This is a genomic window from Streptomyces sp. NPDC058335 (assembly GCF_042723915.1).
Lineage (GTDB): Bacteria > Actinomycetota > Actinomycetes > Streptomycetales > Streptomycetaceae > Streptomyces.
The window spans coordinates 94,054-117,971 of record NZ_JBHXHX010000020.1 but is presented as its reverse complement, the minus strand read 5'-3'; the positions used below and the strand labels follow the sequence as shown (position 1 = coordinate 117,971).

Below are 23,918 nucleotides of genomic sequence, written 5' to 3'. Positions count from 1 at the left end.
CGTCTCCGTGCTGGTAACGTGAACCGTGGTCTCGGCGGCGACAGCCATGCCCGCCGTGACCGCAGCCGACCAGCACATCCGGCCCTCCGGCTCGGATACGGCTGTATTCCCGCAAGGAACCCTCGGGGGGCGGGTCCTGTGTACAAGCCGTTCGCCCGCCCGAAGGCAGCGGTGAACACCCAGGGATGCGGCCGTGCTGAGATCGACGCGGCCCCTTCCCGAAGAAGCACGACGCGCCTTTGAGGTCGCCGTAGAGGAGGGGATGTCGATGACCGACGCCCATGAGTTCATACCGGCCGCCAAGCCTGTGATCGGCGAGGACGAGATCGAGGCCGCGGTCCGCGTGCTGCGGAGCGGCCGGGTCGTCCAGGGGCCCGAGGTAGCCGCCTTCGAGGAGGAGTTCTCGGAGCTGGTCGACGGGCGCCACTGTGTCGCGGTCAACTCCGGCACCTCGGCGCTGCACCTGACGCTGCTCGCGCTGGGCATCGGTCCGGGCGACGAGGTCGTCGTCCCCTCGTTCTCGTTCGCCGCCTCCGCCAACGCGGTGCGTCTGGTGGGCGCGGACGTGGTCTTCGCCGACATCGAGGCCGACAGCTTCGGTCTGGACCCGGCCGCCTTCGAGGCCGCGATCTCCCCGCGCACCGCCGCCGTCATGCCCGTCCACCTCTACGGCCACCCGGCCGCGATGGACCGGATCATGACGATCGCGCAGCAGCACGGGCTCGCCGTCGTCGAGGACGCCTGCCAGGCCCACTCGGCAGCGCTGCACGGCACGCCGGTCGGCGCGTTCGGCGCAGCGGGCACCTTCAGCTTCTACCCGACGAAGAACATGCACAGCCTCGAGGGCGGCATGATCTCCACGGGTGACGCGGAGACCGCGCGGACCCTGCGCCTGCTGCGCAACCAGGGCATGGAGCAGCGGTACGCCAACGAGATCGTCGGCGCCAACGTGCGGATGACGGACGTGTCCGCCGCGATCGGCCGGGTGCAGCGCGCCAAGCTCGGCGGCTGGACCGAGCAGCGCATCGCCAACGCCACCTACCTCACCGACAACATCACCGCGCCGAACGTGGTGACGCCGAAGGTCGCCGAGGGCGCGCGCCATGTGTACCACCAGTACACCGTGCGTATCCAGGGTGACCGTGACGCCGCCATGGCCAAGCTGACCGAGGCCGGCATCGGCAACGCGGTGTACTACCCGACCCCGATCCACCGGCTCAAGCCGTACTGGGAGCCGGACCAGAAGGCGGGCCGCTCCTGGGACCTGCCCGAGACGGAGCGGGCGGCCTCCGAGGTCGTCTCGCTGCCCGTGCACCCCGCGCTGTCGGCGCAGGACCTGGAGCGCATCGTGACCGCCGTGAACGCGCTGGGAGAGCAGCTGTGAGCAAGCCTCTGCGGGCCGGACTCGTCGGCCTCGGCTCGATGGGGCGTCACCACGCCCGTGTCCTGGCGGGCCTGGACGGCGTCGACTTCGTCGGCGTCGTCGACCCGATGGGCGACAAGTTCGGTGCCGCGCAGGGTGTGCCGGTCCTGAACACGGTCGAAGAACTGATCGCGCTGGGCGTGGACTACACGGTCGTGGCCTGCCCCACTCATCTGCACGAGGAGGTCGGTCTGGCGCTCGCCGCGGCCGGCGTCTGCGCGCTGATCGAGAAGCCGGTCGCCGACACCGTCGACGGTGCCCGCCGGCTCGTCGAGGCCTTCGAGTCGCGCGGCCTGGTGGCCGGCGTGGGTCACATCGAGCGGTGCAACCCGGCACTGCGCTCGCTGCGCGCCCGCCTGGAGGCCGGCGAGCTGGGTGACGTCTACCAGGTCGTCACCCGTCGCCAGGGGCCGTTCCCGCACCGCATCGCGGATGTCGGCGTGGTCAAGGACCTGGCCACGCACGACATCGACCTCACCGGCTGGGTGACGGGCCGGGAATACGTGTCCATCGCCGCGCACACCGTCTCCAAGAGCGGCCGTGAGCACGAGGACATGGTCTCCGCGGTCGGCCGCCTGGACGACGGCACCATGGTCAACCACCTGGTCAACTGGCTGAGCCCGCTCAAGGAGCGGTTCACCTCGGTCACCGGTGAGCGCGGCTGCTTCATCGCCGACACCCTCACCGCCGACCTGACCTTCCACTCCAACGCGGCGGTGACCACCGAGTGGGAGGCCCTCCAGGCCTTCCGCGGTGTCTCCGAGGGCGACATGATCCGCTACGCCATCCCGAAGCGCGAGCCGCTCCAGGTGGAGCACGAGCTGTTCCGGGACGCGGTGCTCGGCGAGCCCGCCGACATCTGCACCCTGCGGCAGGGCATGCGTACGGTGGAGGTCGCGGCGGCGGTTCTGCGTTCCGCGTCGGAGAACGTCAGCGTTTCCCTTCAGCCGGAGGACCTGGCCCTCCATGGCAGCTGAGCGTCACTCATCGGGGGAACGGTGTGTGCTCGGCGGGACTCCTATGTTCTGTGAGACCTTCCCCGCAGGACCCAGCCGGCCATCGGCTGTCGGAGACCAGGAGCCGGAGCATGAGTACTGCGCCTGACGTCAGCGTCATTGTCGCGGTCTATAACACGATGCCCTACCTGACGGAGTGCCTGAACTCGCTCCTCGGACAGAGCATCGGACGGAACCGGCTGGAGATCGTCGCCGTCGACGACGGCTCCACCGACGACAGTGGCCGCGAACTCGACCGGTTCGCGGCGCTGCACCCGGACACCGTCAAGGTGCTCCACCAGCCGAACTCAGGTGGCCCGGCCGCGCCCAGCAACAGGGCGCTGGAGGTGGCCACCGGCCGGTACGTGTACTTCATAGGCTCCGACGACTACCTCGGTGAGGAAGCCCTGGAGCGCATGGTGGAGTGCGCCGACCAGAACGACTCGGACGTCGTGGTGGGCAAGATGGTCGGCACCAACGGCCGGTACGTCCATCAGGCGCTGTACAAGGAGAACGACCCGGACGTCAGCCTGTACGACTCCGAACTGCCGTTCACCCTGGCCAACACCAAACTGTTCCGGCGGGAACTGGTCGAGAAGCACAAGCTGCGCTTCCCCGAGCACCTTCCGGTGGGCAGCGACCAGCCGTTCACCATCGAGGCGTGTGTGCGCGCCCGGAAGATCTCGGTGGTGGCCGACTACATCTGCTACTTCGCGGTCAAGCGGGGCGACGCCAGCAACATCACCTACCGCGCCGATCATCTGGCGCGGCTGCGGGCCACGGCGGAGATCATGGACTTCACCGCCGAGCTCATCGAGGCCGGTCCGAAGCGTGACGCCGTGCTGCGCCGGCACTTCACCTGGGAGCTGGCCAAGCTCGTCCAGGACGACTTCCCCGGCCTGGACCGAGAGGTGCAGCGGCAGGTCTGTGCGGGCATCGCGCGGCTCGCCGACGTCTACTTCACCGACGGCATCCGTGACGCCATGGACGTCAAGCGCCGGGTGCGCATCGCCCTGGCGCACGCGGGGGCGATCGACGAGCTGTGCGACGCGATCACCTCCGAGCAGGAGCGCGGCGCGACGTACCTCCTAGAGGGCGGTCGGGCCTTCGCCCGCTATCCCGGCTTCCGCGACCCGCGCATCGGCCTGTCCGACCGCACCTACGAGCTGCTCGGGGAGTCCGTCCCCGGTCCGCTGGCACAGGGCACCGAGCTGCTCGGCTCCGACTGGGAACAGCAGGGAGACGGCCTCACCTACACCGCGTCCGTGCGGGTGCCCGTCGTCGGTGACGTCGGCGGGGCCGTGCTGCGGTTGGTCAAGGGGGCCATGCCCAAGTCGGCGGACAAGCCAGGGGCACGCCGGCTGAAGGAGGGTCACAGCCTTCCGGCGCCGGTGGGCGACATGACGCTCAAGCCCGCCGAGAACGGCTCCGGCACCGTGCTGCACGCCCGGGTCCCGCTCGAGCAGGTCACGGCCAAGCTGGGGGTCCGGGTCTACCTGGACCTCGCGGGGCGGACGTACGAGATCCCCGTGCGCGGCAAGGGACTGCCCATGCCGCTGGCCCGTCGGTGGGGCCGGGACGCGGATCCGTACCGTGCGTCGGCCCTGGTGAACGACAAGGGCCGTGTGGTGATCGACACGGCCCGGATGTACCCACCGAAGAGGGACTTGGCCCGCGAGGCGCTGCTGCGTTTCGCCCGGAGGCTGAAGTCCCGTGCCGTCGGCTTGAAGTCGATCGGTTCCAAGAAGCCGAACGGTTCCAGAAGGAAGTAGCCACCGTCCATGAACATCTGTGTAGTAGCGCTCGGCAAGATCGGGCTTCCGCTGGCCGTGCAGTTCGCGTCCAAGGGCCACCGGGTCATCGGTGCGGACGTCAACGAGAAGGTCGTCGAGCTGGTCAACGCCGGTGTCGAGCCCTTCCCGGGTGAGTACGACCTCGACGTCAAGCTCAAGCAGGCCGTCGACGCCGGCCTGCTGAGCGCGACGACGGACACCGCGTCCGCGGTCGCCGAGTCCGAGGCCGTCGTCGTGGTCGTGCCGCTGTTCGTCGACGCCGACGGTGTGCCGGACTTCGGCTGGATGGACTCCGCGACGAAGGCGATCGCCCAGGGTCTGAAGCCGGGCACGCTCGTCTCGTACGAGACCACGCTGCCGGTCGGCACCACGCGCACCCGCTGGGCGCCGATGCTGGCCGAGGGTTCGGGTCTGACCGCCGGTGAGGACTTCCACCTGGTGTTCTCCCCGGAGCGGGTCCTGACCGGCCGGGTCTTCGCCGACCTGCGCCGCTACCCGAAGTTGGTCGGCGGCGTCGACGAGGCGTCGACGGCCCGCGGTGTGGAGTTCTACGAGCAGGTCCTCGACTTCGACGAGCGCGCCGATCTGCCGCAGGCCAACGGTGTGTGGGACCTGGGCACCGCGGAGGCCTCCGAGCTGGCCAAGCTCGCCGAGACCACCTACCGGGACGTCAACATCGGCCTGGCGAACCAGTTCGCGCGCTTCGCCGACAGCAACGGCATCGACGTCAAGAAGGTCATCGAGGCCTGCAACTCGCAGCCGTACAGCCACATCCACCAGCCCGGCATCGCCGTCGGTGGGCACTGCATCCCGATCTACCCGCGGATGTACCTGTGGAACGACCCGGCCGCGACCGTCGTGCGCTCCGCGCGTGAGGCGAACGCCGCGATGCCGGAGTACGCCGTCGACCTGCTGGCCGCCGCCTACGGCGACCTGAGCGGGGTGAACGTGCTCGTGCTGGGCGCCGCCTACCGCGGTGGCGTCAAGGAGACCGCGTTCTCGGGCGTCTTCCCGACCGTCGAGGCGCTCAGGGCGCGCGGCGCGGTCCCGTTCGTGTCGGACCCGATGTACACGGACGAGGAGCTGGCGGCGCACGGTCTGACCCCGCACGCCGGCGAGAAGGTCACGGCCGCGATCCTCCAGGCCGACCACGCCGAGTACCGCTCTCTGACCCCGGCCGACCTGCCGGACGTCACGGTCCTCGTCGACGGTCGCCGTACGACCGACCCGGAGGCCTGGAAGGGCGTCCGGCGGGTTGTCATCGGCGGCTGAACAAGCCCCGTGGGGCCACGCCTCCGGCCCCTGCCCCGTATTCGTACGGGGCAGGGGCCGGAGGCGTTTCAGTGAGCGTTCACGGGCGCGGGGGTCTCAGGCCGCCGGGTGCGGTGGACGGCGGGGCCGATCCGGCGCAGCCATCGCTCGGCGGGGTGTTCCACCCACTGGTAGGCGGCGCCGGCGGTGGCCAGGCTGGCCAGGAGGACGCCCGCCCAGAAGACGAGGGTGGCGCCGCCGGGGGCGGGCTTGCCCCAGTGGAAGACGGCGGCGCGGATCACGATCTCGTGGATGAGGTACCAGGCGAACGACCAGTGGCCCAGCCGGATCATCCACGGCCCGCCGAGGCCGGTGCGGCGGCCGTCGAGGTCGGCATGGGCGGCGGCGCAGATCAGGGCCGCGAAGATCGGCGCCGAGAGCCACTGCGAGGCGGTGTAGGGGCTGTACCAGAGGGCGTCGGGAACGGCGTGGTGCCAGGGGATCAGGGCCAGATGCCAGGCGACGACGAGCCCGACGGCCACCGGCAGGGAGACGGGGGGACGCCAGCCGCGTTTGAGGGCCAGTCCCGCCACCACGCCCAGCACGAACTGGAGCGAGCGGGTCAGTGGCAGGTAGTCCAGAGCCCAGCTACGGGTGGTGGGCTGCAGGCCGGACAGTGCGGGCCACAGGACGAGGGCGGCGCAGGTGACGGCGAGCGCGGTCCACGCCCAGGTCCTGGCGCGCCGCCCTGCCAGCAGGGCCAGCAGGGCGGGGAAGACCAGGTAGAAGAAGGCTTCGTCGGTGAGTGACCAGGCGGCCGGGTTGCCGCCGGTGAACATGACCGGCTCGGGGAACCAGGCGTGCACCAACAGCAGTGTCGCGGCCACGGCCTTGAGGGACACGGCCCGGTCCATGACGGCCCAAACGGCGACCGAAAGGGCGGTGCTGACGGCGAGGAGCGGCCAGATCCGGGCGAAGCGGCGCCACAGGAAGACCTTGGAGGGCACGTGTGCACCGTCGTAGGTCCAGGCGAGCACGAGGCCGGACAGAACGAAGAAAAACGTTACGCCACTACGGCCGTACCAGACCGCTTCGCTGAGCCCCGGGACGGTGCCGACCTGCCGTGACAGGTGGTACAGGACGACGAGGAGCGCCGCCCAGAATCGGAGCCCGGTCAGCGACGGCAGTCGGTCGCGACCGGGCGCCGGTATCGAGGTCACGGAGCGGTCCTTCAGTGGTCGGGGAGCAGTAGACGGTCGAACTCCGCGCGCACGACCGGCCAGTCCCAGGATTCCAGGGCGTACGCGGAAGCCGCCTGGGCGGCCTTTCGCCAGCCCTCGGCGGTCGAGGTGACCTCGAGGATCCGGTCGGCGGCCTCCTGAGCCGAGCCCACCACCCAGTCGGCGGGGAACAGCGTGCGGGCACCGTTGGCCTTGCCCGCGAAGAACGGCCAGTCCCGGCCCACCGGCACGGCCCCGCTCGCGGCACCCTCGACGAACCCGCAGTGGAAGCTCTCCCGCACGGAGGAGCTGAGGATCACGCCGACCTCGGTCAGCGCGGCGGGCACGTCGTCCAGCTGGCCGAGCCTGCGCAGGGCGCCCGAGGGTTCCAGTTCGGCCACGTCCCGGCGGTAGTGCCGGGCGTAGGCGCGGGACGCGGCGCTGAGCTTGGCGTCCACGTCCTCGCCGAGCAGGAACAGCCGGTAGCGAGTGTCCTGGGCGCGCAGGATCCGCAGCACCTGGATCGCCCACCGGGGATCCTTGGCCACCGACGAGATGCCGGTCAGACCGAGCGTGAACCGGGCGTCGTCCGCCTTCGGGCGGACATGGGACGCCAGGTCCATGGCGTTGGCGACGACGTGCAGCCGGGGCGCCCCGTCCGAGGACAGCTGCGGCACGGTCGCCACGGTCAGGTCCCGCAGATGGGCGCCGACGAACACCAGGTCGTCCACACGTGAGAAGTCGACCAGGTAAGGCCACGGACTGAAGGTCTCGGCGCTGTGCAGGCGTACGACGATCCGGGTGGTGCCGGGGTCCACGGAGGTGACCAGTGCCGCGGGACCGACGCACCAGTCGACGAAGACGGTGTCGGCCCAGTCCAGGTGGGGACGCAGCAGTTCCTCGGCCTGCCGGCCGAACTCCTCGTCGCCGCCCAGGCGGTGGGCCGCGATCCGGGTCAGGGAGGTGGCCAGCTTGTCGAGCGCCGGCTCGTCCCTCAGGTCCAGGGAGCGCACCTCGACATCGGGGTGGTCCTCGTAGTGGCCGCGGATCCGGTGGAGAAAGTTGTCGTTGCCGCGCGTGACGAAGAGCAGGCGCAGCGGCCGTCCGGCCGGCGCGGTGGACGGCGTGGCGCGGCCGGTCCCCTTCGTCAGCGCCCGGACGGTCGTACTGGCGCGCAGGGGAGCGGTGTACGCCCGCGGGTCGTCGGCGAGCGGCGAGCTGGTGCGGTCGAAATGCAGCACCCGGTGGAACGCGAGCTGGAGCGCCGTGACGGCGGAGGCGGCGGCCCCCCTGATGTCCGCGTCGGCCCACCGGGCGTCGGCCCAGGCGAGTTCGGCGGAGACGGCGGCGGCCAGTGCGCGCGGGGCCCGGCCACGGGCCAGTTCGACCCGCGCGGCCTCACCGAGCAGGTCGGCCCGGTGGCGCGCACCGGTCGTACGGCGGGCCGCGGAGCTGAGTGCGAGGACCGCGCCCTCGGGGCGGTTGGCCTGGTCGAGGCCGCCGCCCACCCGGCGGGCGAGCCGGGAACGCACCGCATCGGACAGTCCTGGCGCGGTCACCACGAGCCGCCAGGCGCGGGCCCCCGCATCCGTGCGCAGCACCCGTGGGTGCAGCGCCCCGCGGGCCACCGCGCGGATCCCCCGTCGGACCTTCGTCATGCCCCCGAGCCCCCGGCGAGGAGCGCCGGCCGCACAGCATGGGAGAGCTGCTCGGCGGCCGGGGCCATCAGCAGGCCACGGGTGAACCTCGCGGAGTGGGCGCGGGCCTCGGCCCGCTGCTCGGGGGTGGCCTCCACGGCCATCCTGGCCGCCTTCACGAACGAGTCCGCGATACCCTCCGCGTCCAGACCGACGGCGCCGGTCCACAGCGGGTGCCCCGCAAGCACGTGGGAAGCGTCGTGGTCCACCTCGTGGCAGGAGACCACGGGCAGCCCCGAGGCCATGAACTCGTACACCTTGCCCGAGGTGACGAACCGGCCGCCGACCAGCATCAGGACCAGCGCGTCCCAGCGGCCGTAGGTCGCCGCGACCTCCGCCTTGGCCACCGGGCCGCCGAACAGCACTCCGTCGGCCTCGGCCTGCCGGATCAGCGTCATATGGGCGTTGGCCTCACGGCTGGCGCCCGCGCCGATGTGGCCGCGGATCTCGAACCGGGAACGCGCCACGAGCGGATCGCGCTCGCGCGCGGCACGCCAGCCGTCCAGGACGGTGGCCAGGAACGCGGGCTTGAAGTTCACGGAACCCAGGTAACCGAAGGTCAGGCCCTCCTCGGCGGCAGGCTCGCCGTGCACCTCCGGAACGCTGTCCGGGTCGAAGCCGTTGCGCACGACGTGGACCCGCTCGGCCAGGTCCGGGTAGCGCTCCCGGTAGAAGTCCGCGATCGGGTCGTTGACGCACCAGATCGCGGTCGCGTCCGACAGGACGCGCTCCTCCCACTGACCGGCCTCCGAGTCCCGGGTGAAGGCCTCGCCGCCGCCGATGACGTCGACCGACCAGCCGTCCCGGAAGTCGATCGCGTAAGGGACCTTGTGGGTCTCCCACAGCTTCCAGGCGGCGGCCAGATTCACGTACGGGGCACAGCTCGCCAGCAGCATGTCGGCCGGGAACTCGCGGTGGATGTCCAGGACACCCTGCTCCAGCGCCGACCGCCAGCCGCCGAACACCGGCTCGGGGAAATGCTCCAGGTGCCGCTCCCGCTCCCGCTGCATCCACCGGATCGGGTTCAGCGCCCGGTCCTCGGTGAACAGCCGGATGTCGGTCTCCAGGTCCTCACGGGCCAGCGGGAGTTCGACGACCCGCACTCGCGGGTCCACCGGGTCGGAGAGCGTGTGGTCCAGGCCGTACTCCCGCTCCCAGGACTCCTCCGCGATGGTGAGCACGGTGACGTCCCAGCCGAGTTCGACGAACTTGTTCGCCGTCTCGCGCATGCGGTACGCACAGCTCTTCGCCGCCGGCGGGAAGCCGATGGCGAGGTAGATCATGTGCGGTCGGACGCCGTCGGGCCGCGGCCCCGTGGTCCTGGTGCCGGACGGGACCGCGCCCGGAGCCGGCGGGCTGAGGCGCTTGATCACGTTTCGCAAGGGGGTGCTCCGAGAGACTGATGAACGGTGACGGGACGGGCGGCGGGATCAGCCCTCGACGATCGCCTGCACTGCGCGCACCGCGGCGTTCCCGTCACCGTACGGCGTGCCGCGCTCGGTGTCGGGAGCGGGGCGGGTGGCCAGCTCCGTGAAGTCCTGGGTCTCGTGCGGGTTCGGCACGAGCACGTTCCAGCCGCCCTCGAGGGTCTCGACCCACTCGGTCTCCGGACGGATGGTGGTGCAGGCGCGCTCCAGCAGGAAGGCCTCCTTCTGGAGACCGCCCGAGTCGGTGACGACACCGGCGGAGCCGAGGACGGCGCCCACGAGACCGGCGTAGGGGAGCGGACGGCCGACGTGCACCGCACCCTGGTTCAGCTTCAGGCCGTGCTCCTCGGCGCGGGCCACCAGGCGCGGGTGCGCCAGCAGAGCCACCGGGACGGGCAGCGCGGCCAGTGAGCCGATGATGGCGGCGAGGCGCTCGGGGTCGTCCGTGTTGTCCGGCCGGTGCAACGTCGCCACCAGGTACGGGGCGTCCGCGTCGATGCCCTCGGGCAGCGCCGGGCGCGGGTGCTCACCGGCGAGGACGGCGTCGCGGATGCGCAGGCAGACGTCCACCATGACGTCCCCGACGAGCGTGGAGCGCTGGGCCAGGCCCTCGTTCGCGAGGTGGCGCATGGCCTCCTCGGTCGGGGCGAGCAGCAGGTCGGCGGCGTGGTCGGTGAGGACTCGGTTGTGCTCCTCGGGCATCCGCCGGTTGAAGGAGCGAAGACCGGCCTCCAGGTGGGCGACCCGGTAGTGCAGCTTCACCGCCGAGAGCGCGCCGGCGACGGTCGAGTTGGTGTCGCCGTACACCAGCACCCAGTCGGGCTTCTCCGTCTCCAGCACCTTGTCCATGGCGGCGAGCACCGCACCGGTCTGTGCGCCGTGGCCGCCCGAACCGACACCCAGGTGGACGTCGGGGTCCGGGATGCCCAGGCCGGAGAAGAAGACATCGGAGAGGTCCGCGTCGTAGTGCTGGCCCGTGTGCACGATGACGTGCTCGTGGGGTGTGTCGGCGAAAGCGGCCGCGATGGGGGCGAGCTTGACCAGCTGGGGGCGTGCCCCCACGACACTGATGACCTTCACGTGTACTGCTCCTGCCGAATAAGCGACTGACGACCGAACCCCGATCATACGGGCGTGTCCGTGATTGACGGCGCGTGCCCGGGGGCGGTAGCGGGCTGGGCAGGGGCCTGGGGCTCACTGCCGGTATGCTTTGATGCGGGCCGGGTTATGTGGCCGTGCCGTCTGCGCGTAAGTGCGATGCACGAGACGCCCGCTTTGAACGGAACTGGTGTGCGAGCTCGATCCTCCGTGCGGGCTCCTGCAACGTGCCAGAAGCTTCAGATCACGAAAGGCACACGTATATATGGAGCTCGACAGCGCTGACGGGCAGCGCCGGCCCAAGGGATCCCGAGGCCGAATCGTGATGCTCGTGGACAACGGAGTCAGGAACGACTCCCGGGTCCAGAAGTCGGCCCGGTCCGCCGCGGAAGCGGGATGGGACGTCATCCTCTTCGGCATCTCCAACACCCGTGAGATCCAGACCTGGAACATCGGTGAAGCCGAGGTCCGGCTGGTGCCCAAGCCGAGTCCGCTGTCGCACCGCAGGCAGGAACTGAAGGGGCTGCGCTACCGCAGCCCGCTCGCGTACCGGTCGTCCGACGTCGCCTCGTTCCGCAAGCAGCAGGTGAAGGCCTGGCGCGCCGACCTCCGCTTCCGTGCGGCCGCGGCCAAGGCCGACGGACCCGGCAAGCCGAGCGCCGGCGGTTCGCCGGCCCGGCTGATGGTGCCGAAGGCCGCGGCCAAGGCCACCAGCAAGTGGGTCGGTCTGCGGTCCCGTGCCACGCGCCGGGCCAAGCGCAAGCGCACGAAGTTCGACACGCCGCTCGACAAGGCGATCATCAAGTTCTGGCAGGTGTCCAAGGGCGAGCGCGCCTGGCGCAAGCTGCTGCCCTACCTGTGGGATTACGAACTCGCCTTCGCCAAGCACATCGACGAGCTCGAGCCCGACCTGATCCACGCGCACGACTTCCGCATGCTCGGCGTCGGCGCCCGTGCCGCCGTCCGGCTCCGGGCCGCCGGACACCCGGTCAAGCTGGTCTGGGACGCGCACGAGTTCGTCCCCGGCCTGCACTCCCACCACGAGCGCTGGCTCCCGGGCCACGTGGCCTGGGAGAAGGAGCACGCGGTGTTCTCCGACGCCGTGATCACCGTCTCCCCCTCGCTCGCCGAGCTGCTGGTCAAGGGCCACAAGCTCAAGGAGACGCCGTACGTCGTCCTCAACGCCCCGGTGATGCAGCCGGCGCCGGACGAGGTGGCCGACGTCGAGCCCACGCCGAACCTGCGCGAACTGTGCGGGATCGACGAGGACACCCCGCTGCTGGCCTACTGCGGCGGCATCAACCCGGTGCGCGGCGTCGAGACCATGATCGAGGGTCTCGTCAAGATGCCCGACGTGCATGTCGCGCTGGTCTCCCTGCCGCCCTCGGGCAAGCCGTTCCCCGCCACCGCCAAGATCATCGAGTTGATCGAGGAGCTGGGCGTCGGCGACCGTGTGCACGTCCTGCCGTTCGTGCCGCACTGGCAGGTGCCCGAGTTCCTGTCCACGGCGGACGCTGCGGTCAGCCCGCTGCACCACCTGCCGAACCACGAACTGGCCCTGAGCAACAAGTTCTTCGAGTACTCCCAGGCCCGGCTGCCGCTGGTGGTCAGCGACATCCGCACCATGGCGGAGATGGTCGAGAGGACCGGCCAGGGCGAGGTCTTCAAGGCCCAGGACGTCGAGGACTACGTCCGCGCCGTCAAGGCCGTGCTCGCCAACCCGGGCCGCTACCGCAAGGCCTACGAGGACCCGGAGCTGCTGGCGAAGTGGACCTGGGAGGCGCAGGCCGTCGTCCTGGACGAGATCTACAGCCGGCTGCTGCCCGGCACCGAGGCGCCGGCCGCGCCGAAGGACCGGAGCAGGCCGGCCCCGACGGCGGAGCCGGAGGGCTCCGGGTACGAGAGCACCGTCTGACGGGACGGCTGTGACCGGCCCGTCGGCCCGGTGAGGAGTGGCAGCGGGGCTCGCCCCGCGCCTCCCCACCGGGCCGACGGTCCCACGGCACGTCCCCCGGAACGGAACGCAGAACAGGTGGAGGACCTCCTCGCATGACCCATGTACTCCTGATCGCCGGCACGGCGCCGACGCTCTCGATGCTCAAAGCCGCCGTCGAGCAGTTCCGGGCTGCGGGAGCGACCGTGCACCTCGCCGGACTCTTCGACCGGGAAGCGGTGGACGGCGTCCTCGACGCGGCCGACGTGTGCTCCCTGTCCGAGGTGACCGCCGAGCGGGGTAACGCGTTCGTCAAGCGCATCGCGAAGCTTCCGCCGTCCCGCAGGACCTGGGCGAGCGCGGAGCGCAGCCGTTGGGTGCGTGGCCACGCACGCAAGGCGCAGGTCCTCGTCGCCCTGGACGCCAACGCCGTCTACACCGTCTGGCGGCTCGCCGAGCGCAACCGGCGGGCCGACGCGGTCTTCGGCGTCGCTCCCGGGCTGCGGGCGCTCCAGGCGCGCGGCGAGCACCGGATGCACTACGCGCTGCGTGACGCCGTGCGCACCGTTCCGTCCCCGGCGGTGACGCTGCGTACCACGAAGCGTTCCGTGCGGCACGGTGCCGGTGCGGTGCTGCGCCGGGCCTCTTCGCCCGCCGTGATGCGCACCTCGATCGGCGCCAAGGCCTGGCGGACCGCGGTCGTCGCACCGAAGGTGCCGGACGGCATGCGCGCCAAGCTGGCCCGCCGGGTGAGCCTGAGCATGGCGAAGGGCGGCCGCAAGACCGGCGCCACGATCGTGCTCAACCAGGCCGCCGACCGCATCGCCAACCGAAAGCTCAGCGCCGCCCTGCTCGCCGACGCCGCACGCGCCGACCTGGCCCGTGGCCACGACAACCCCGGGGTCCGGGCGAAGGCCATCGAGGCCGCGCTGAACCTCGCGGACCAGCGGTACAAGAAGAAGGACTTCTCGGCGGCGGCCGACCAGCTCTCCACCGCCTTCTCCCTCGCCTTCAACCGCGGTCTGCACTTCGACGGCACGTCCTCGCCGATGGCGAAGGACCCGGAGGGCTACCTCGCGGTCTTCCGCAAGAGCGTCGCCTTCAAGGCGCTGTCCGCGCCGCGCGGGCGAGCCCTGGCCGCCGCCCCCGCGCCGACCGGCCGCCCGCTGCGGCTGCTGGTCACGACGTACGCGAACCCCAGCTTCCTGCGGGCCATCCGGGAGCGCTACGAGAATCATCCCGAGGTCGAGATCCGCTATCTCGACGTCAACGAGGACGACACGATCCGGCCGTTGGCCAAGGGCCTCAAGCGGATCACGGAGCACGCGCTGGGCGGTCAGCCCGCGTTCCACGACAAGGTCGAGGAGGCCCTGCGGCCCCATCTCGACTGGGCGGACACGGTCTTCGTCGACTGGTGCACCAACGCGGCCGGCCTCTTCACGGTCGTCGACCCCGGCACCACGCGCGTCATCGTCCGGCTGCACAGCTACGAGGTGTTCGCCTGGTGGCCGCACGTCGTGGACTTCACCCGGGTGGACGACCTGATCCTGGTCAGCGACCACCTGCGCGAGCTGACGGAGAAGGTGGTGCCGCAGTTGGCCGGGCCCGGCACGGCCACGACGCACGTGATAGCCAACGCGATGGACCTGGCGCCGTTCCAGCGGGAGAAGGCCGACGCCGACGTCCGCTTCGTCCTCGGGCTGGTCGGCGTGAGCGCGGTGGCCAAGGACCCGCGCTGGACGCTCCAGGTGCTGAGGCTGCTGCGCGAGAAGGACGAGCGCTACCGCCTGGTCATCATCGGCGAGGGCCTCAACCGCAAGGCGAGCGCCGCCGTCCGGGCCTACGACGACCTGCTCCAGCCCGAGTTGGAGGAGCTGGAGGCGGCCGGCGCCGTGCATCGGGTCGGACAGACCGACGACGTGCCCGCGGCGCTCACCGGCGTCGGCGTCATTCTCAGCAGCTCGGTGCGCGAGAGCTTCCACTGCGGTCTGGTCGAGGGCGTGGTCAGCGGGGCACTCCCGGTGGTCCGTGACTGGCCGTTCTTCGCGTCGCTGGAGAGCGGACCGCGGACCCTCTTCCCGGCCGACTGGGTCGTCTCGACGCCGGAGGAGGCCGCGCAGCGGATCCTGGCGCTGACCCAGACCGAGGAGAACTGGCGCGCCGCCACGGAGCCCGCCGCCAAGCACGCGCTGGCGACGTGGGACTGGTCCGTGGTGGGCCTGGAGTTCGACCGGCTGCTGCTGGGGAACAAGGCGTAACAGCCCCGGACACGCGAAGGGGGCCGGCAGCGTACTCGGTACGCCGCCGGCCCCCTTTCACGTCCGCGTGTGTCAGACCGCCCGCTCGACGAGGACGCCGTCCGTCTCGTCGTACAGCTCCCCGGTCTGCGGGCACTCCCAGACGCCGTTCTCCCCGGCGCGCTCGGCCAGCCGGACACCCGCCCGGCCGACCCAGCCGACCTGGCGGGCGGGGACGCCCACGACCAGGGCGAAGTCCGGCACGTCCTTGGTGACGACGGCTCCGGCCGCGACCATGGACCAGCGGCCGATGGTGAGCGGCGCGACGCAGACGGAACGCGCCCCGATCGACGCGCCGTCGGCGATCTTCACACCCACGGCCTCCCAGTCGCCGCCCCGTTTCTGCTTGCCCTCGGGGTCCACGGAACGCGGGTTGTGGTCGTTGGTGAGGACCACGGCGGGGCCGATGAAGACACCGTCGCCCAGCTCGGCCGGCTCGTACACCAGCGCGTAGTTCTGGAGCTTGCAGTTGTCACCCATGCGCACGCCCGTGCCGACGTAGGCGCCACGGCCGATCACACAGCCCTCGCCGAGGCGGGCGCCCTCGCGGACCTGCGCGAGGTCCCAGACGCTGCTGCCGGCGCCGATCTCGGCGGTGTCGTCGACCTGAGCGCTGGGCTGGACCCTGTAGTTCACTTCGTTCTCTCGCTTCCGGGGTGGCTGCTACGCCCGGTGAGCATACGCGGCCGGACGGGCGTGGGGGACTAGTGGCCGTCGGTGAGGACCGGTCCGGCGGGTGCCCAGTAGCCGGTCAGCCCGCCCGCGGTGATGTGGACCATGGGCCGGCCGTTGACGATGGCACGCCGTGACCACTTGGTGGTGATCATGTCGGACATGTATGCCTGGTGAAAGGTGAGGGAGCGGTAAAGGGTCCGTCATGGTCGATCGACTGTGCGGGGATGGAGACTTCTGGTGTCCGGGCTGGGGCAGGGCGGCGGCGCAGGAACGTTGCCGTCGCTGCGCTGACGCTTCTCGTGTCAGGGCTGGGCCGGAATCGTTTCGGGACACGCCGAGCGTCTCCGACGCTGCTGAGGCGGGCGATCGGTTCGGCTTCTCGTCCGCTGTGTATGACGCGAACCTGGATGGTGGCAGCGGCATTGCCGTCGGGATGCCCTGATGAGGGCGTCCGCGGAGTGAAGGACGCGGGCTTGGAGCATCTCGTCTGTGGATCGGCAGTTGGTATCAGTCAGGGAACGCCGAGCCTCGGCTCCCGGCAGGGGGTCGACGGCAACATGACCGATGCCCCTGAGGGGGAGCATTGTGCCGGTTCACTCCGTGGCGGGCAGCGTCTCGGCGACCGGGAGAGGGCAGTTCGGGTTTCGCCGACATGGGGTTCGCCGCGTACGCGTACGGCTTCACGCTGGCCAACGTAGCGACGAGCTTCGCTTCGCCGGTGGATTGGTCGGCAAGCTGGCGACGAAGTGTGGGGCGCCGTGGGAGTGGAGCAAGGCGGTCGCCCTCGCCAAGGGGATCTGGGGCTTGGTCAACTGGACTGAGGAGAGGTGAAGTTCCGCCGGCGATCAGGCGTGTCCCGCAACGACCTGATGTGCCCCCTCGATGAACTCACCGGGCGCTTCTGGTACTCGACGACCTTCGGGACGGAGGCCTGGGGCACCGTGCCGGCCGCTGGTCATGCCGAGCCGGGCGGGGCTCTCCCGGCGCGGGTGGGGGGGGTGAGGTGTTCCCCGTAGCGGAGGCAAGCGCACGGCCGCCGCGGGCCCAACTGGGGTACCCCTTGGCATAGGTGACACTCGTGAAGCCAATGTGTGATTCCTGTGATTCTTGTCATGTTCTGGTGACCAAGGGAACTCTTGCATGGGCACATCACGCGCAGCGATGATCCGGTGACTTCTCTTTAGGATCTCTTTATCTGCGGGGGCAGAGCTGTGTTTACCGTGGGCAGAACATGGCGGCACAGCGCCGCCGCAGTGGTGACAGGGACGCTGCTGGCCTGGGGCCTCGGAGCCGGTGGCACACCGGCCGTCGCCGCGGTCGCGTGTCCGTCCGGGGTCGACTCGGACTTCAACGGGGATGGCATCCGGGACACGGCGATCGCCGACCCGGAGGCGACCGTCGACGGCGTGTCGAAGGCGGGTGTCGTCCACGTCGTCTACGGCGGGGGCAAGGGCGTCCTGACGGTCTCTCAGGCGCCCGACAACGTCCCCGGCGCACCCGAGCCGGGCGACCGGTACGGCTACGCGCTGGCCGTCTACGACGCCGACCTCGACGGATGCAGCGACCTCGTGATCGGCTCGCCGTACGAGGACCTGGGCACCGCGGCCGACGCCGGGTTCGTGCACCTCCTGTACGGCTCCACGAGCGGGCTGAACGCCGGCAGCAAGCCGGTGAAGGAGTTCTACCAGGGCGCCGACAAGCCCCTGGGCGGCGGAACCGAGACCGACGACTGGGTCGGCTACTCGCTCGCCGCGGGCAAGACCTCCGCCGGCGCGCCGTACCTGCTGATCGGCAACCCCGGCGAGTCCATCGGCACCGTCGAGGACGCGGGCGGCTTCTACTACGTCGGCGGCACCGCGCAGACCATCGCCTTCGTCCACCAGGACACCGAGACGGCGGGCGCCGTGCCCGGCACGGCCGAGCAGGACGACCGCTACGGCTCCACGCTCGCCGCGACCCCGACCCACTTCGCGGTCGGCACCCCCGGCGAAGCCCTCGGCGACGTTCCCTTCGCCGGCGGCGTCGGCTTCTTCAGCCACGCGCTCACCTCCAACTCGCCCAAGCCGCTCGGCGGGCTCGGCCAGGACCAGGACGTGATCGGCGGCGCCCCCGAGGTGGGCGACCAGTTCGGTGCCGCGCTCGCCATGATCCCGTACCGGGCCTCCGGTGCCACCTCCACCACCGAGTCGCTGCTCGCGGTCGGCGTGCCCGGCGAGGACCTGTTGACCACCGTCGACGCGGGCGCCGTCCAGGTGTTCAAGCTCGCCGCCAACGGCACGTTCACCCAGACCGTCTGGATCGACCAGAACACCGCCGACGTGGACCAGGAGGCCGAGGCCGGCGACTTCTTCGGCAAGCGGCTCGCCGCCGTCAACACCTCCCCGAACGCCACCTCCACGGCCACCACCACCCGCCTCGCCATCGGCGTACCGGGCGAGGAGTCGTCCGAGGAGCACGCGGAGAAGGGCGGCGTCCAGATCGTCCCGCTGGTCGGCGCGCCCGGTGCCTCCGACCAGTGGATCGACCCCGGCTACGGCGTCCCGGGCATCCCCGCCCCGCGGCAGCTCGCCGGCCTCTCCCTGGCCGCCACTCCCTCGGTGCTGTACGTCGGCATGCCCTACGGCCCCGCCGAGGCCCGCGGGGTCCACGGCTTCCCGTGGAACGTGGCCTCTGGCGGCGCACCGACGGTGACGATCAAGCCCGGCGAGGGCGGCCTCCCGGCGACGGGTGTGGCCTTCGGGGCGACCGTCCGCTGACGGCGTTCCAGACGGACAAGAAGTGATGGGGGAGGACACCCGTGTCCACAGACGGACATGAGAAGGCGGGGCACTACGCCGTGAACGACACCGCGCACCCGCCGAGAAGGAACAACGGCTGTCGGCGGGGTGCCGTCGGCGCGATCGTGGTGGCACTGATGGGGTTCGGAGTCACGGCCGGGGTCACCCCGGCCGCGGCCGCCGGGACCTGCGCCGGCGCACAGTCCGACTTCAACGGCGACGGCATACGCGATATGGCCATCGCCGACCCCGATGCCGCCGTGTCGGGTCAGGCGCGGGCAGGCCTGGTCCACGTGGTGCTCGGCGGCGGCAAGGGCGTCGTCGAGATCTCCCAGGACACGCCCAACGTGGCTGACGGCCCCGAGGCCGGGGACCGGTTCGGTTTCTCCCTGGCGGTGTACGACGCGAACAAGGACGGCTGCTCCGACCTCGCCGTCGGCATCCCGTACGAGGACGTCGGCACCGTCAAGGACGCGGGATACGTGCAGGTGATCTACGGCTCGACCACCGCGGTCGGGTCGGAGTTCAACAGCAGGGGCTTCGTCCAGGGCGAGACCCAGCCGCTGGGCGGCGGTCCAGAGCCCGAGGACTGGCTCGGCTACGCGGTCGCGGCGGGCACCTCGCCGACCGGCTTCCCGTTCCTGGTCATGGGCGTGCCGGGCGAGGACGGCGCGGCCGGGGCGGACATCGGCCTGTTCGGTTATGTCTACGGAACCGACTACCAGGCGGCGTCCGTGGGGCAGGACACGACCGGCGTATGGGAGGAAGCCGAGCCCTACGACCGGTTCGGCGCCTCGATCACCGCCACGGACCGGCACTTCGTGGTCGGTGCCCCCGGCGAGAGCATCGGCAGCGTCGCCTTCGCCGGCGGCGTCGCGGCCTTCCGGCCGTCGATCAACGCCGACGGCATTCCCGAGCCGCTCTTCGGCATGGGACAGGGCCGCACTCCGGGCCCGGACGCCGCCGCCCAGACCGACGATCGCTACGGCAGCGCGCTCGCCATGGCTCCCTACCGGCCCGCGGGCGCGGCCACGATCACCGACGCGGTGCTCGCCGTGGGCGTCCCGGGCGAGGATCTCGGCACCACCGTCGACGCCGGGGCGGTGCACGTCTACCACCTCAAGGCGGACGGCACGGTCGCCCTCCTCAACTGGATCGACCAGAACATCGACGGGGTCGAGGGCGATGCGGAGGCCGGCGACTTCTTCGGCCAGCGGGTCGCGGCGGTCAACACCACGACCAACGTGGTGAGTACGGCGGCCACGATGCGCCTCGCCGTCGGCGCGCCCGGTGAGGAGTCGACGGAGGCAGCCCCGGAGGCCGGCGGCGTCCAGATCCTCCCGGCCATCGGGGCGCCCGGCGCCTCGGACGCGTGGCTGGAGCCGGGCGCCGGCATTCCTTCCGGACCGGTGTCGCGTACGTACGCGGGCATCAGCGTCGGCAGCAGTCCGGCGCTGCTGTACGTGGGCGTCCCCTACGGCCCTGCCGACGGACGCGCCGTACACGGCTTCCCGTGGAACGCCACCACGGGCAGCGCACCGACACAGACCTGGAAGCCCGGAGAGGGCGGCATCCCCGCAGGCAGCGGTGCATTCGGAGCGACCGTCCGATGACGGCCTCCCGACCGAGCGACGCGGCCGACGGCCGCACCAGTGAGACAGACATGAACCGACGGGAGAGTGGACGCGTGTCCGCAGACAGACCCACACCGATACGGCGCGGCCTCGCGCTGCGCGCCGCCCTCGCGGCAGCCGTCACCGGCGCCGTGGTGGCCGGCGCCGCGGCGCTCCCGAACGGTGCCGGGGGACCGGACCAGGGCCCCGCCCCGGTCGCGGCCGACCAGCCGCTGGTCACCGAGCAGCAGGCCATGGCCTCCGCGAAGGACAGCGGCAAGCGGGCCGAGGTCGTCGGACTGCGCACCGAGCGCAGGGAGATCTTCGCCGAGCCCGACGGCACCTTCACGGCCCGCGAGTACACCGAGCCCGTCCGCACCGTCCAGGGCGGCAAGTGGGTCTCCGTCGACCCGGCGCTCGTCAAGCGCGCCGACGGCACCTGGGGGCCGAAGGCCGCCACCGTCGACCTGGCCTTCTCCGCCGGACAGGCGGGCAAGCCCTTCGTCACGATGCGGCGCGCGGGCCGCGAAATCGCCCTGACCTGGCCGTACGGCAAGCTGCCCGCGCCCAGCGTCGACGGCGACACCGCCACCTACGCCGAGGTCCTGCCCGGCGTCGACCTGACCGTACGGGCGGAGGCGGACGGCTTCGGCCACCTGATCGTCGTCAAGACGCCCGAGGCCGCGGCCGACCCCCGGCTGGCCCGGCTCGACCTCGGCATGACCACCGACGGCCTGAAGGTCGCCGAGGACGCCACCGGCGCGATCCTCGCGGAGGACGCCGTCGTCGGCGGCACCGTCTTCCAGGCCGGCAAGCCCACCATGTGGGACTCGGCCGCGGTCGAGGAGAGCGCCGCGCGCAAGCAGGGGCCGAAGGCGGTCGCGAAGGCGCTGAAGTCGGCGACGGCGGGCGCGGCCGACACGAGCGCCGCCACCCCCGGACCGGAGGCGGCCCCCGAGCCCGCCCTCGACGGTCCCGGCGGCGGTGGCCGCGTGGCCCCGCTGGGCGTCGAGGTCGGCAAGGACAAGCTGAGCCTCGTCCCGGACCAGAAGCTCCTCAAGGGCGAGGACACCGTCTTCCCCGTCGTCATCGACCCGATCCAGCGCACCACCTCGCGCACCGCCTGGACCGGCGTCATGTCCGGCATGCCCGGCGAGCAGGACTGGAAGTACTCGGGCAGCGCGGGCGTCGGCAAGTGTCCGACCGACTACAACCCGGTCTCCTGCAACGGGGTCGGCACCCGGCGCGTGATGTTCACGATGCCGGTGTCCTTCTACAAGGGGAAGCAGATCCTCGGCGCGACCTTCTCCGCGCGCGTCGAGCACATCTACAGCGCCTCCCCGACCGCCGAGCCCATCCAGCTCTACCGGATCGGCGGCGCGAACTACAGCCTCACCTCGTCCAGCAGCTGGTCCAACACCTCGGACGACTGGGACGACTATCTCCAGACCGTCGACAAGGCGATCTCCCCGACCTCCTGCTCCAGCCAGGCCAACCTGCACTTCGAGAGCGGTGCGACCGGCGAGCTGACCAGCGAGATCAAGACGGCCGCCGCGGGCGGCTGGAACGCGATGACGCTGGGCCTGCGCGCGGCCGACGAGTCCCGCTTCGCGGAGTGGAAGCGGATCTGCGGCAACGCGTACCTGTCGATCAAGTACAACAACCTGCCCCGGCAGATCAAGATCTCGGACATGTCCACGGACCCGGGCGGGGTGTGCAAGTGGGGCACGGGCCGTGCCACCACCGACGTGCCGCCGAAGCTCCAGGCCATCGCGAGCGACCCGGACCACGGCAACGGCCAGACCGACAAGGTGAAGGTCCAGTTCAAGGTGGAGTGGGGCGGAACCACGCCCGGCTCGTACACGTACACCACCCCGGACTGGCTCTCCCCGACGACCGGCACCAAGTTCGTGCACACCGTGAAGTCGTCGATCCCGCAGAACACCCCCATCTACTGGAGCGCGCGGGCCTACGACGGTGACGGCTACGGCCCGTGGAGCTCGGAGGGCGACACCCCGCAGCGCTGCGAGTTCACCTACGACAAGACCTGGCCCGGCAAGCCGCTCGTGCTGTCCAAGCAGTACCCCTCCGACACCGTCTACCACGACGGCGTCGGCACCTACGGCACCTTCACCTTCTCGCCGAACCCGAACGACGCCATCCCGGACAACGACGTCGTCAAGTACCAGTACTCCTTCAACGGCGCGGCGATGACCACCCTCACCCCGGCCTCGCCGGGCGGTTCGGTCTCCGTCCAGTGGCTGCCGACCCGTTCCGGGCGCCAGGTGCTGGAAGTGGTCGCCATCGACAAGGCGGCGCACGCCAGCAGCACGCCGTACGACTTCCTGGTGAGCGAGGGCAGGCCGGTCGTCGCCCAGTGGAACCTGGCCGACCAGGCCGGTGACACCGAGGCCCACGACGAGAGCGGCGAGTTCTCGGCGACCGCCGGTACCGCCGTCACCTTCGGTGCGGACGGCCCCGGCGGCAAGGTCGACAAGGCGGCCCGCTTCGACGGCAGCGCCGAGTCCTACCTCGACGCCAGCGAGACCGTGCTGGACACCGCCAAGAGCTTCAGCGTCAGCGCCTGGGTGCGGCCCACCGCCCTGGACAAGGACATGACGGTCGTCAGCCAGGACGGCACCGGCGAACCCGGCTTCACCCTCGGCTACGACGCCACCGCGAAGACCTGGAAGTTCTCCGTCCCGGTCAACGACGTGGACTCGCTCGGCGAGTGGAAGGCCGTCTCCACCGGAATCTCCGTGGTCAAGGACCAGTGGGTCCTGCTGACCGGCGTGTACGACGCGCAGAAGACCGGCGGCCCGCAGCTCCAGCTCTACATCAACAAGGACCTGAAGGGTTCGGCCACCCGGCGCTCCGTCTGGAAGTCGTACGGTCCGCTGCAGATCGGCCGCTCGACGGCCAAGAGCGGCTACCGCGACAACTTCGTCGGTGACCTCGCCGAGATCCGCGTCTTCGACCGTCTCCTGCCGGCGGCCCAGGTCGCCGAACTGATGACCATCAAGCCGGAGCGCAAGGGCTACTGGCAGCTGGACCAGGCCACCAACGGCTCGGTGACCGAGACCGGCGGCGGCCAGGCGCTGACCCTCGCGGGCAACGCCTCCATCTACCGCCCGGCCGACCCCCTGTTCGACACCGCCGCCCTGGTCGGCGACGGCAACCTCGTCCTGGACGGCGACGGTGACTACGCGTCCACCGCCACCGCCCCGGTCACCGGCAACAGCAGCTTCACCGTGACCGCCCGCGCCCAGCTCACCTCGCTGGACCCGGAGAAGTCGCAGACGGTGCTGTCCCTGCCGGGCACCAACGCCAACCGGGTCCAGGTCCGCTACCAGGCGGCCACCGGCCAGTGGGAGCTGGCTGTGGCGAAGACCGACGTGACCGCCCCCTCGGTCGTCACCTTCACCGACGACCAGGAACTGCCCGACACCGGCGGCTCCGGCCAGCACCTGGCGGTCGTCTACGACGCCTTCGCCAACTCGATCCGCCTGTACGTCGAGGGCCAGCTCGTCGCCGGCGCCTACGGCACGGACAGCACCCTGTGGTCCGCCACCGGCGGTCTGCAGGTGGGCCGTTCGCTGCGCGGGGCGAGCGAGTACTTCGCCGGCGCCATCGACGAGGTCCGGGTGTACAGCGGCGCGGCCGACCCGATCGCGGTGCAGCAGATGGCCGCGCTGACGGCCGTGACCGACATGTGACGC

15 protein-coding genes are annotated in these 23,918 nt (G+C 71.1%); 9 read left to right on the top strand and 6 right to left on the bottom strand.

Translation table 11 applies throughout. The annotated features are described in order from the left end of the window. The first annotated feature begins 268 nt into the window (after positions 1-268). The 4 genes from ACFWJX_RS32275 to ACFWJX_RS32260 all read left to right on the top strand — a co-directional run bounded on the left by ACFWJX_RS32275 (position 269) and on the right by ACFWJX_RS32260 (position 5,483). Entirely contained in the window at positions 269-1,384 is a 1,116-nt protein-coding gene (locus tag ACFWJX_RS32275) for a DegT/DnrJ/EryC1/StrS family aminotransferase (RefSeq protein WP_383249866.1), read from the top strand. Further along, a complete protein-coding gene (locus tag ACFWJX_RS32270; protein ID WP_383249865.1) occupies positions 1,381-2,400 on the top strand; it encodes a Gfo/Idh/MocA family protein in 1,020 nt (339 codons plus the stop codon). The genes ACFWJX_RS32275 and ACFWJX_RS32270 overlap by 4 nt, the downstream gene beginning before the upstream one ends. A 110-nt stretch (positions 2,401-2,510) precedes the next feature. Then, on the top strand, positions 2,511-4,190 hold the full coding sequence (locus ACFWJX_RS32265) for a glycosyltransferase family 2 protein (protein ID WP_383249864.1): 1,680 nt from the start codon (positions 2,511-2,513) through the stop codon (positions 4,188-4,190). Positions 4,191-4,199: 9 nt separating this feature from the next. Next, on the top strand, positions 4,200-5,483 hold the full coding sequence (locus ACFWJX_RS32260) for a nucleotide sugar dehydrogenase (RefSeq protein WP_383249863.1): 1,284 nt from the start codon (positions 4,200-4,202) through the stop codon (positions 5,481-5,483). A gap of 68 nt (positions 5,484-5,551) precedes the next feature. On the opposite strand, the gene ACFWJX_RS32255 is transcribed toward ACFWJX_RS32260, so the two are convergent. The 4 genes from ACFWJX_RS32255 to wecB form a co-directional block, all read right to left on the bottom strand. After that, complete coding sequence (locus tag ACFWJX_RS32255; protein WP_383249862.1) at positions 5,552-6,682, bottom strand: acyltransferase family protein; 1,131 nt, start codon at positions 6,680-6,682, stop codon at positions 5,552-5,554. An 11-nt stretch (positions 6,683-6,693) separates the two neighbouring features. After that, positions 6,694-8,340, bottom strand: coding sequence for a hypothetical protein (locus ACFWJX_RS32250; protein ID WP_383249861.1), 1,647 nt, complete (start codon positions 8,338-8,340; stop codon positions 6,694-6,696). Further along, positions 8,337-9,662 (bottom strand): glycosyltransferase, encoded by a 1,326-nt coding sequence (locus tag ACFWJX_RS32245; protein WP_383249895.1) that lies wholly within the window; start codon positions 9,660-9,662, stop codon positions 8,337-8,339. Before ACFWJX_RS32245 ends, ACFWJX_RS32250 begins: the two co-directional genes overlap by 4 nt. A gap of 147 nt (positions 9,663-9,809) precedes the next feature. Beyond that, on the bottom strand, positions 9,810-10,886 hold the full coding sequence (gene wecB / locus ACFWJX_RS32240; RefSeq protein ID WP_383249860.1) for a non-hydrolyzing UDP-N-acetylglucosamine 2-epimerase: 1,077 nt from the start codon (positions 10,884-10,886) through the stop codon (positions 9,810-9,812). A gap of 343 nt (positions 10,887-11,229) precedes the next feature. On the opposite strand from wecB, the gene ACFWJX_RS32235 reads away from it, so the two are divergent. Both ACFWJX_RS32235 and ACFWJX_RS32230 read left to right on the top strand, forming a co-directional pair. Beyond that, positions 11,230-12,819 carry a glycosyltransferase family 4 protein gene (locus ACFWJX_RS32235; protein ID WP_383249894.1) on the top strand — a complete coding sequence of 530 codons (1,590 nt, stop codon included), beginning with the start codon at positions 11,230-11,232 and terminating at the stop codon, positions 12,817-12,819. A gap of 134 nt (positions 12,820-12,953) precedes the next feature. Further along, positions 12,954-15,095, top strand: coding sequence for a glycosyltransferase (locus tag ACFWJX_RS32230; RefSeq protein ID WP_383249859.1), 2,142 nt, complete (start codon positions 12,954-12,956; stop codon positions 15,093-15,095). 72 nt (positions 15,096-15,167) lie between these two features. Here ACFWJX_RS32230 and ACFWJX_RS32225 read toward each other — a convergent pair whose 3' ends face one another. After that, the gene (locus ACFWJX_RS32225; RefSeq protein WP_383249858.1) at positions 15,168-15,770 is read right to left on the bottom strand and encodes an acyltransferase; all 603 of its coding nucleotides are present in this window, start codon (positions 15,768-15,770) and stop codon (positions 15,168-15,170) included. 68 nt (positions 15,771-15,838) lie between these two features. Next, a complete protein-coding gene (locus ACFWJX_RS32220; RefSeq protein ID WP_383249857.1) occupies positions 15,839-15,970 on the bottom strand; it encodes a hypothetical protein in 132 nt (43 codons plus the stop codon). Between the two features lie 1,092 nt (positions 15,971-17,062). On the opposite strand from ACFWJX_RS32220, the gene ACFWJX_RS32215 reads away from it, so the two are divergent. From ACFWJX_RS32215 to ACFWJX_RS32205, 3 genes are all read left to right on the top strand, one after another. Further along, entirely contained in the window at positions 17,063-18,565 is a 1,503-nt protein-coding gene (locus tag ACFWJX_RS32215) for a VCBS repeat-containing protein (protein WP_383249856.1), read from the top strand. A 41-nt stretch (positions 18,566-18,606) separates the two neighbouring features. Beyond that, positions 18,607-20,199: a VCBS repeat-containing protein gene (locus tag ACFWJX_RS32210; RefSeq protein WP_383249855.1), complete on the top strand. Its 1,593-nt coding sequence runs from the start codon at positions 18,607-18,609 to the stop codon at positions 20,197-20,199. A gap of 74 nt (positions 20,200-20,273) precedes the next feature. Continuing rightward, complete coding sequence (locus ACFWJX_RS32205; protein ID WP_383249854.1) at positions 20,274-23,915, top strand: LamG domain-containing protein; 3,642 nt, start codon at positions 20,274-20,276, stop codon at positions 23,913-23,915. The last annotated feature ends 3 nt before the right edge of the window (positions 23,916-23,918 follow it).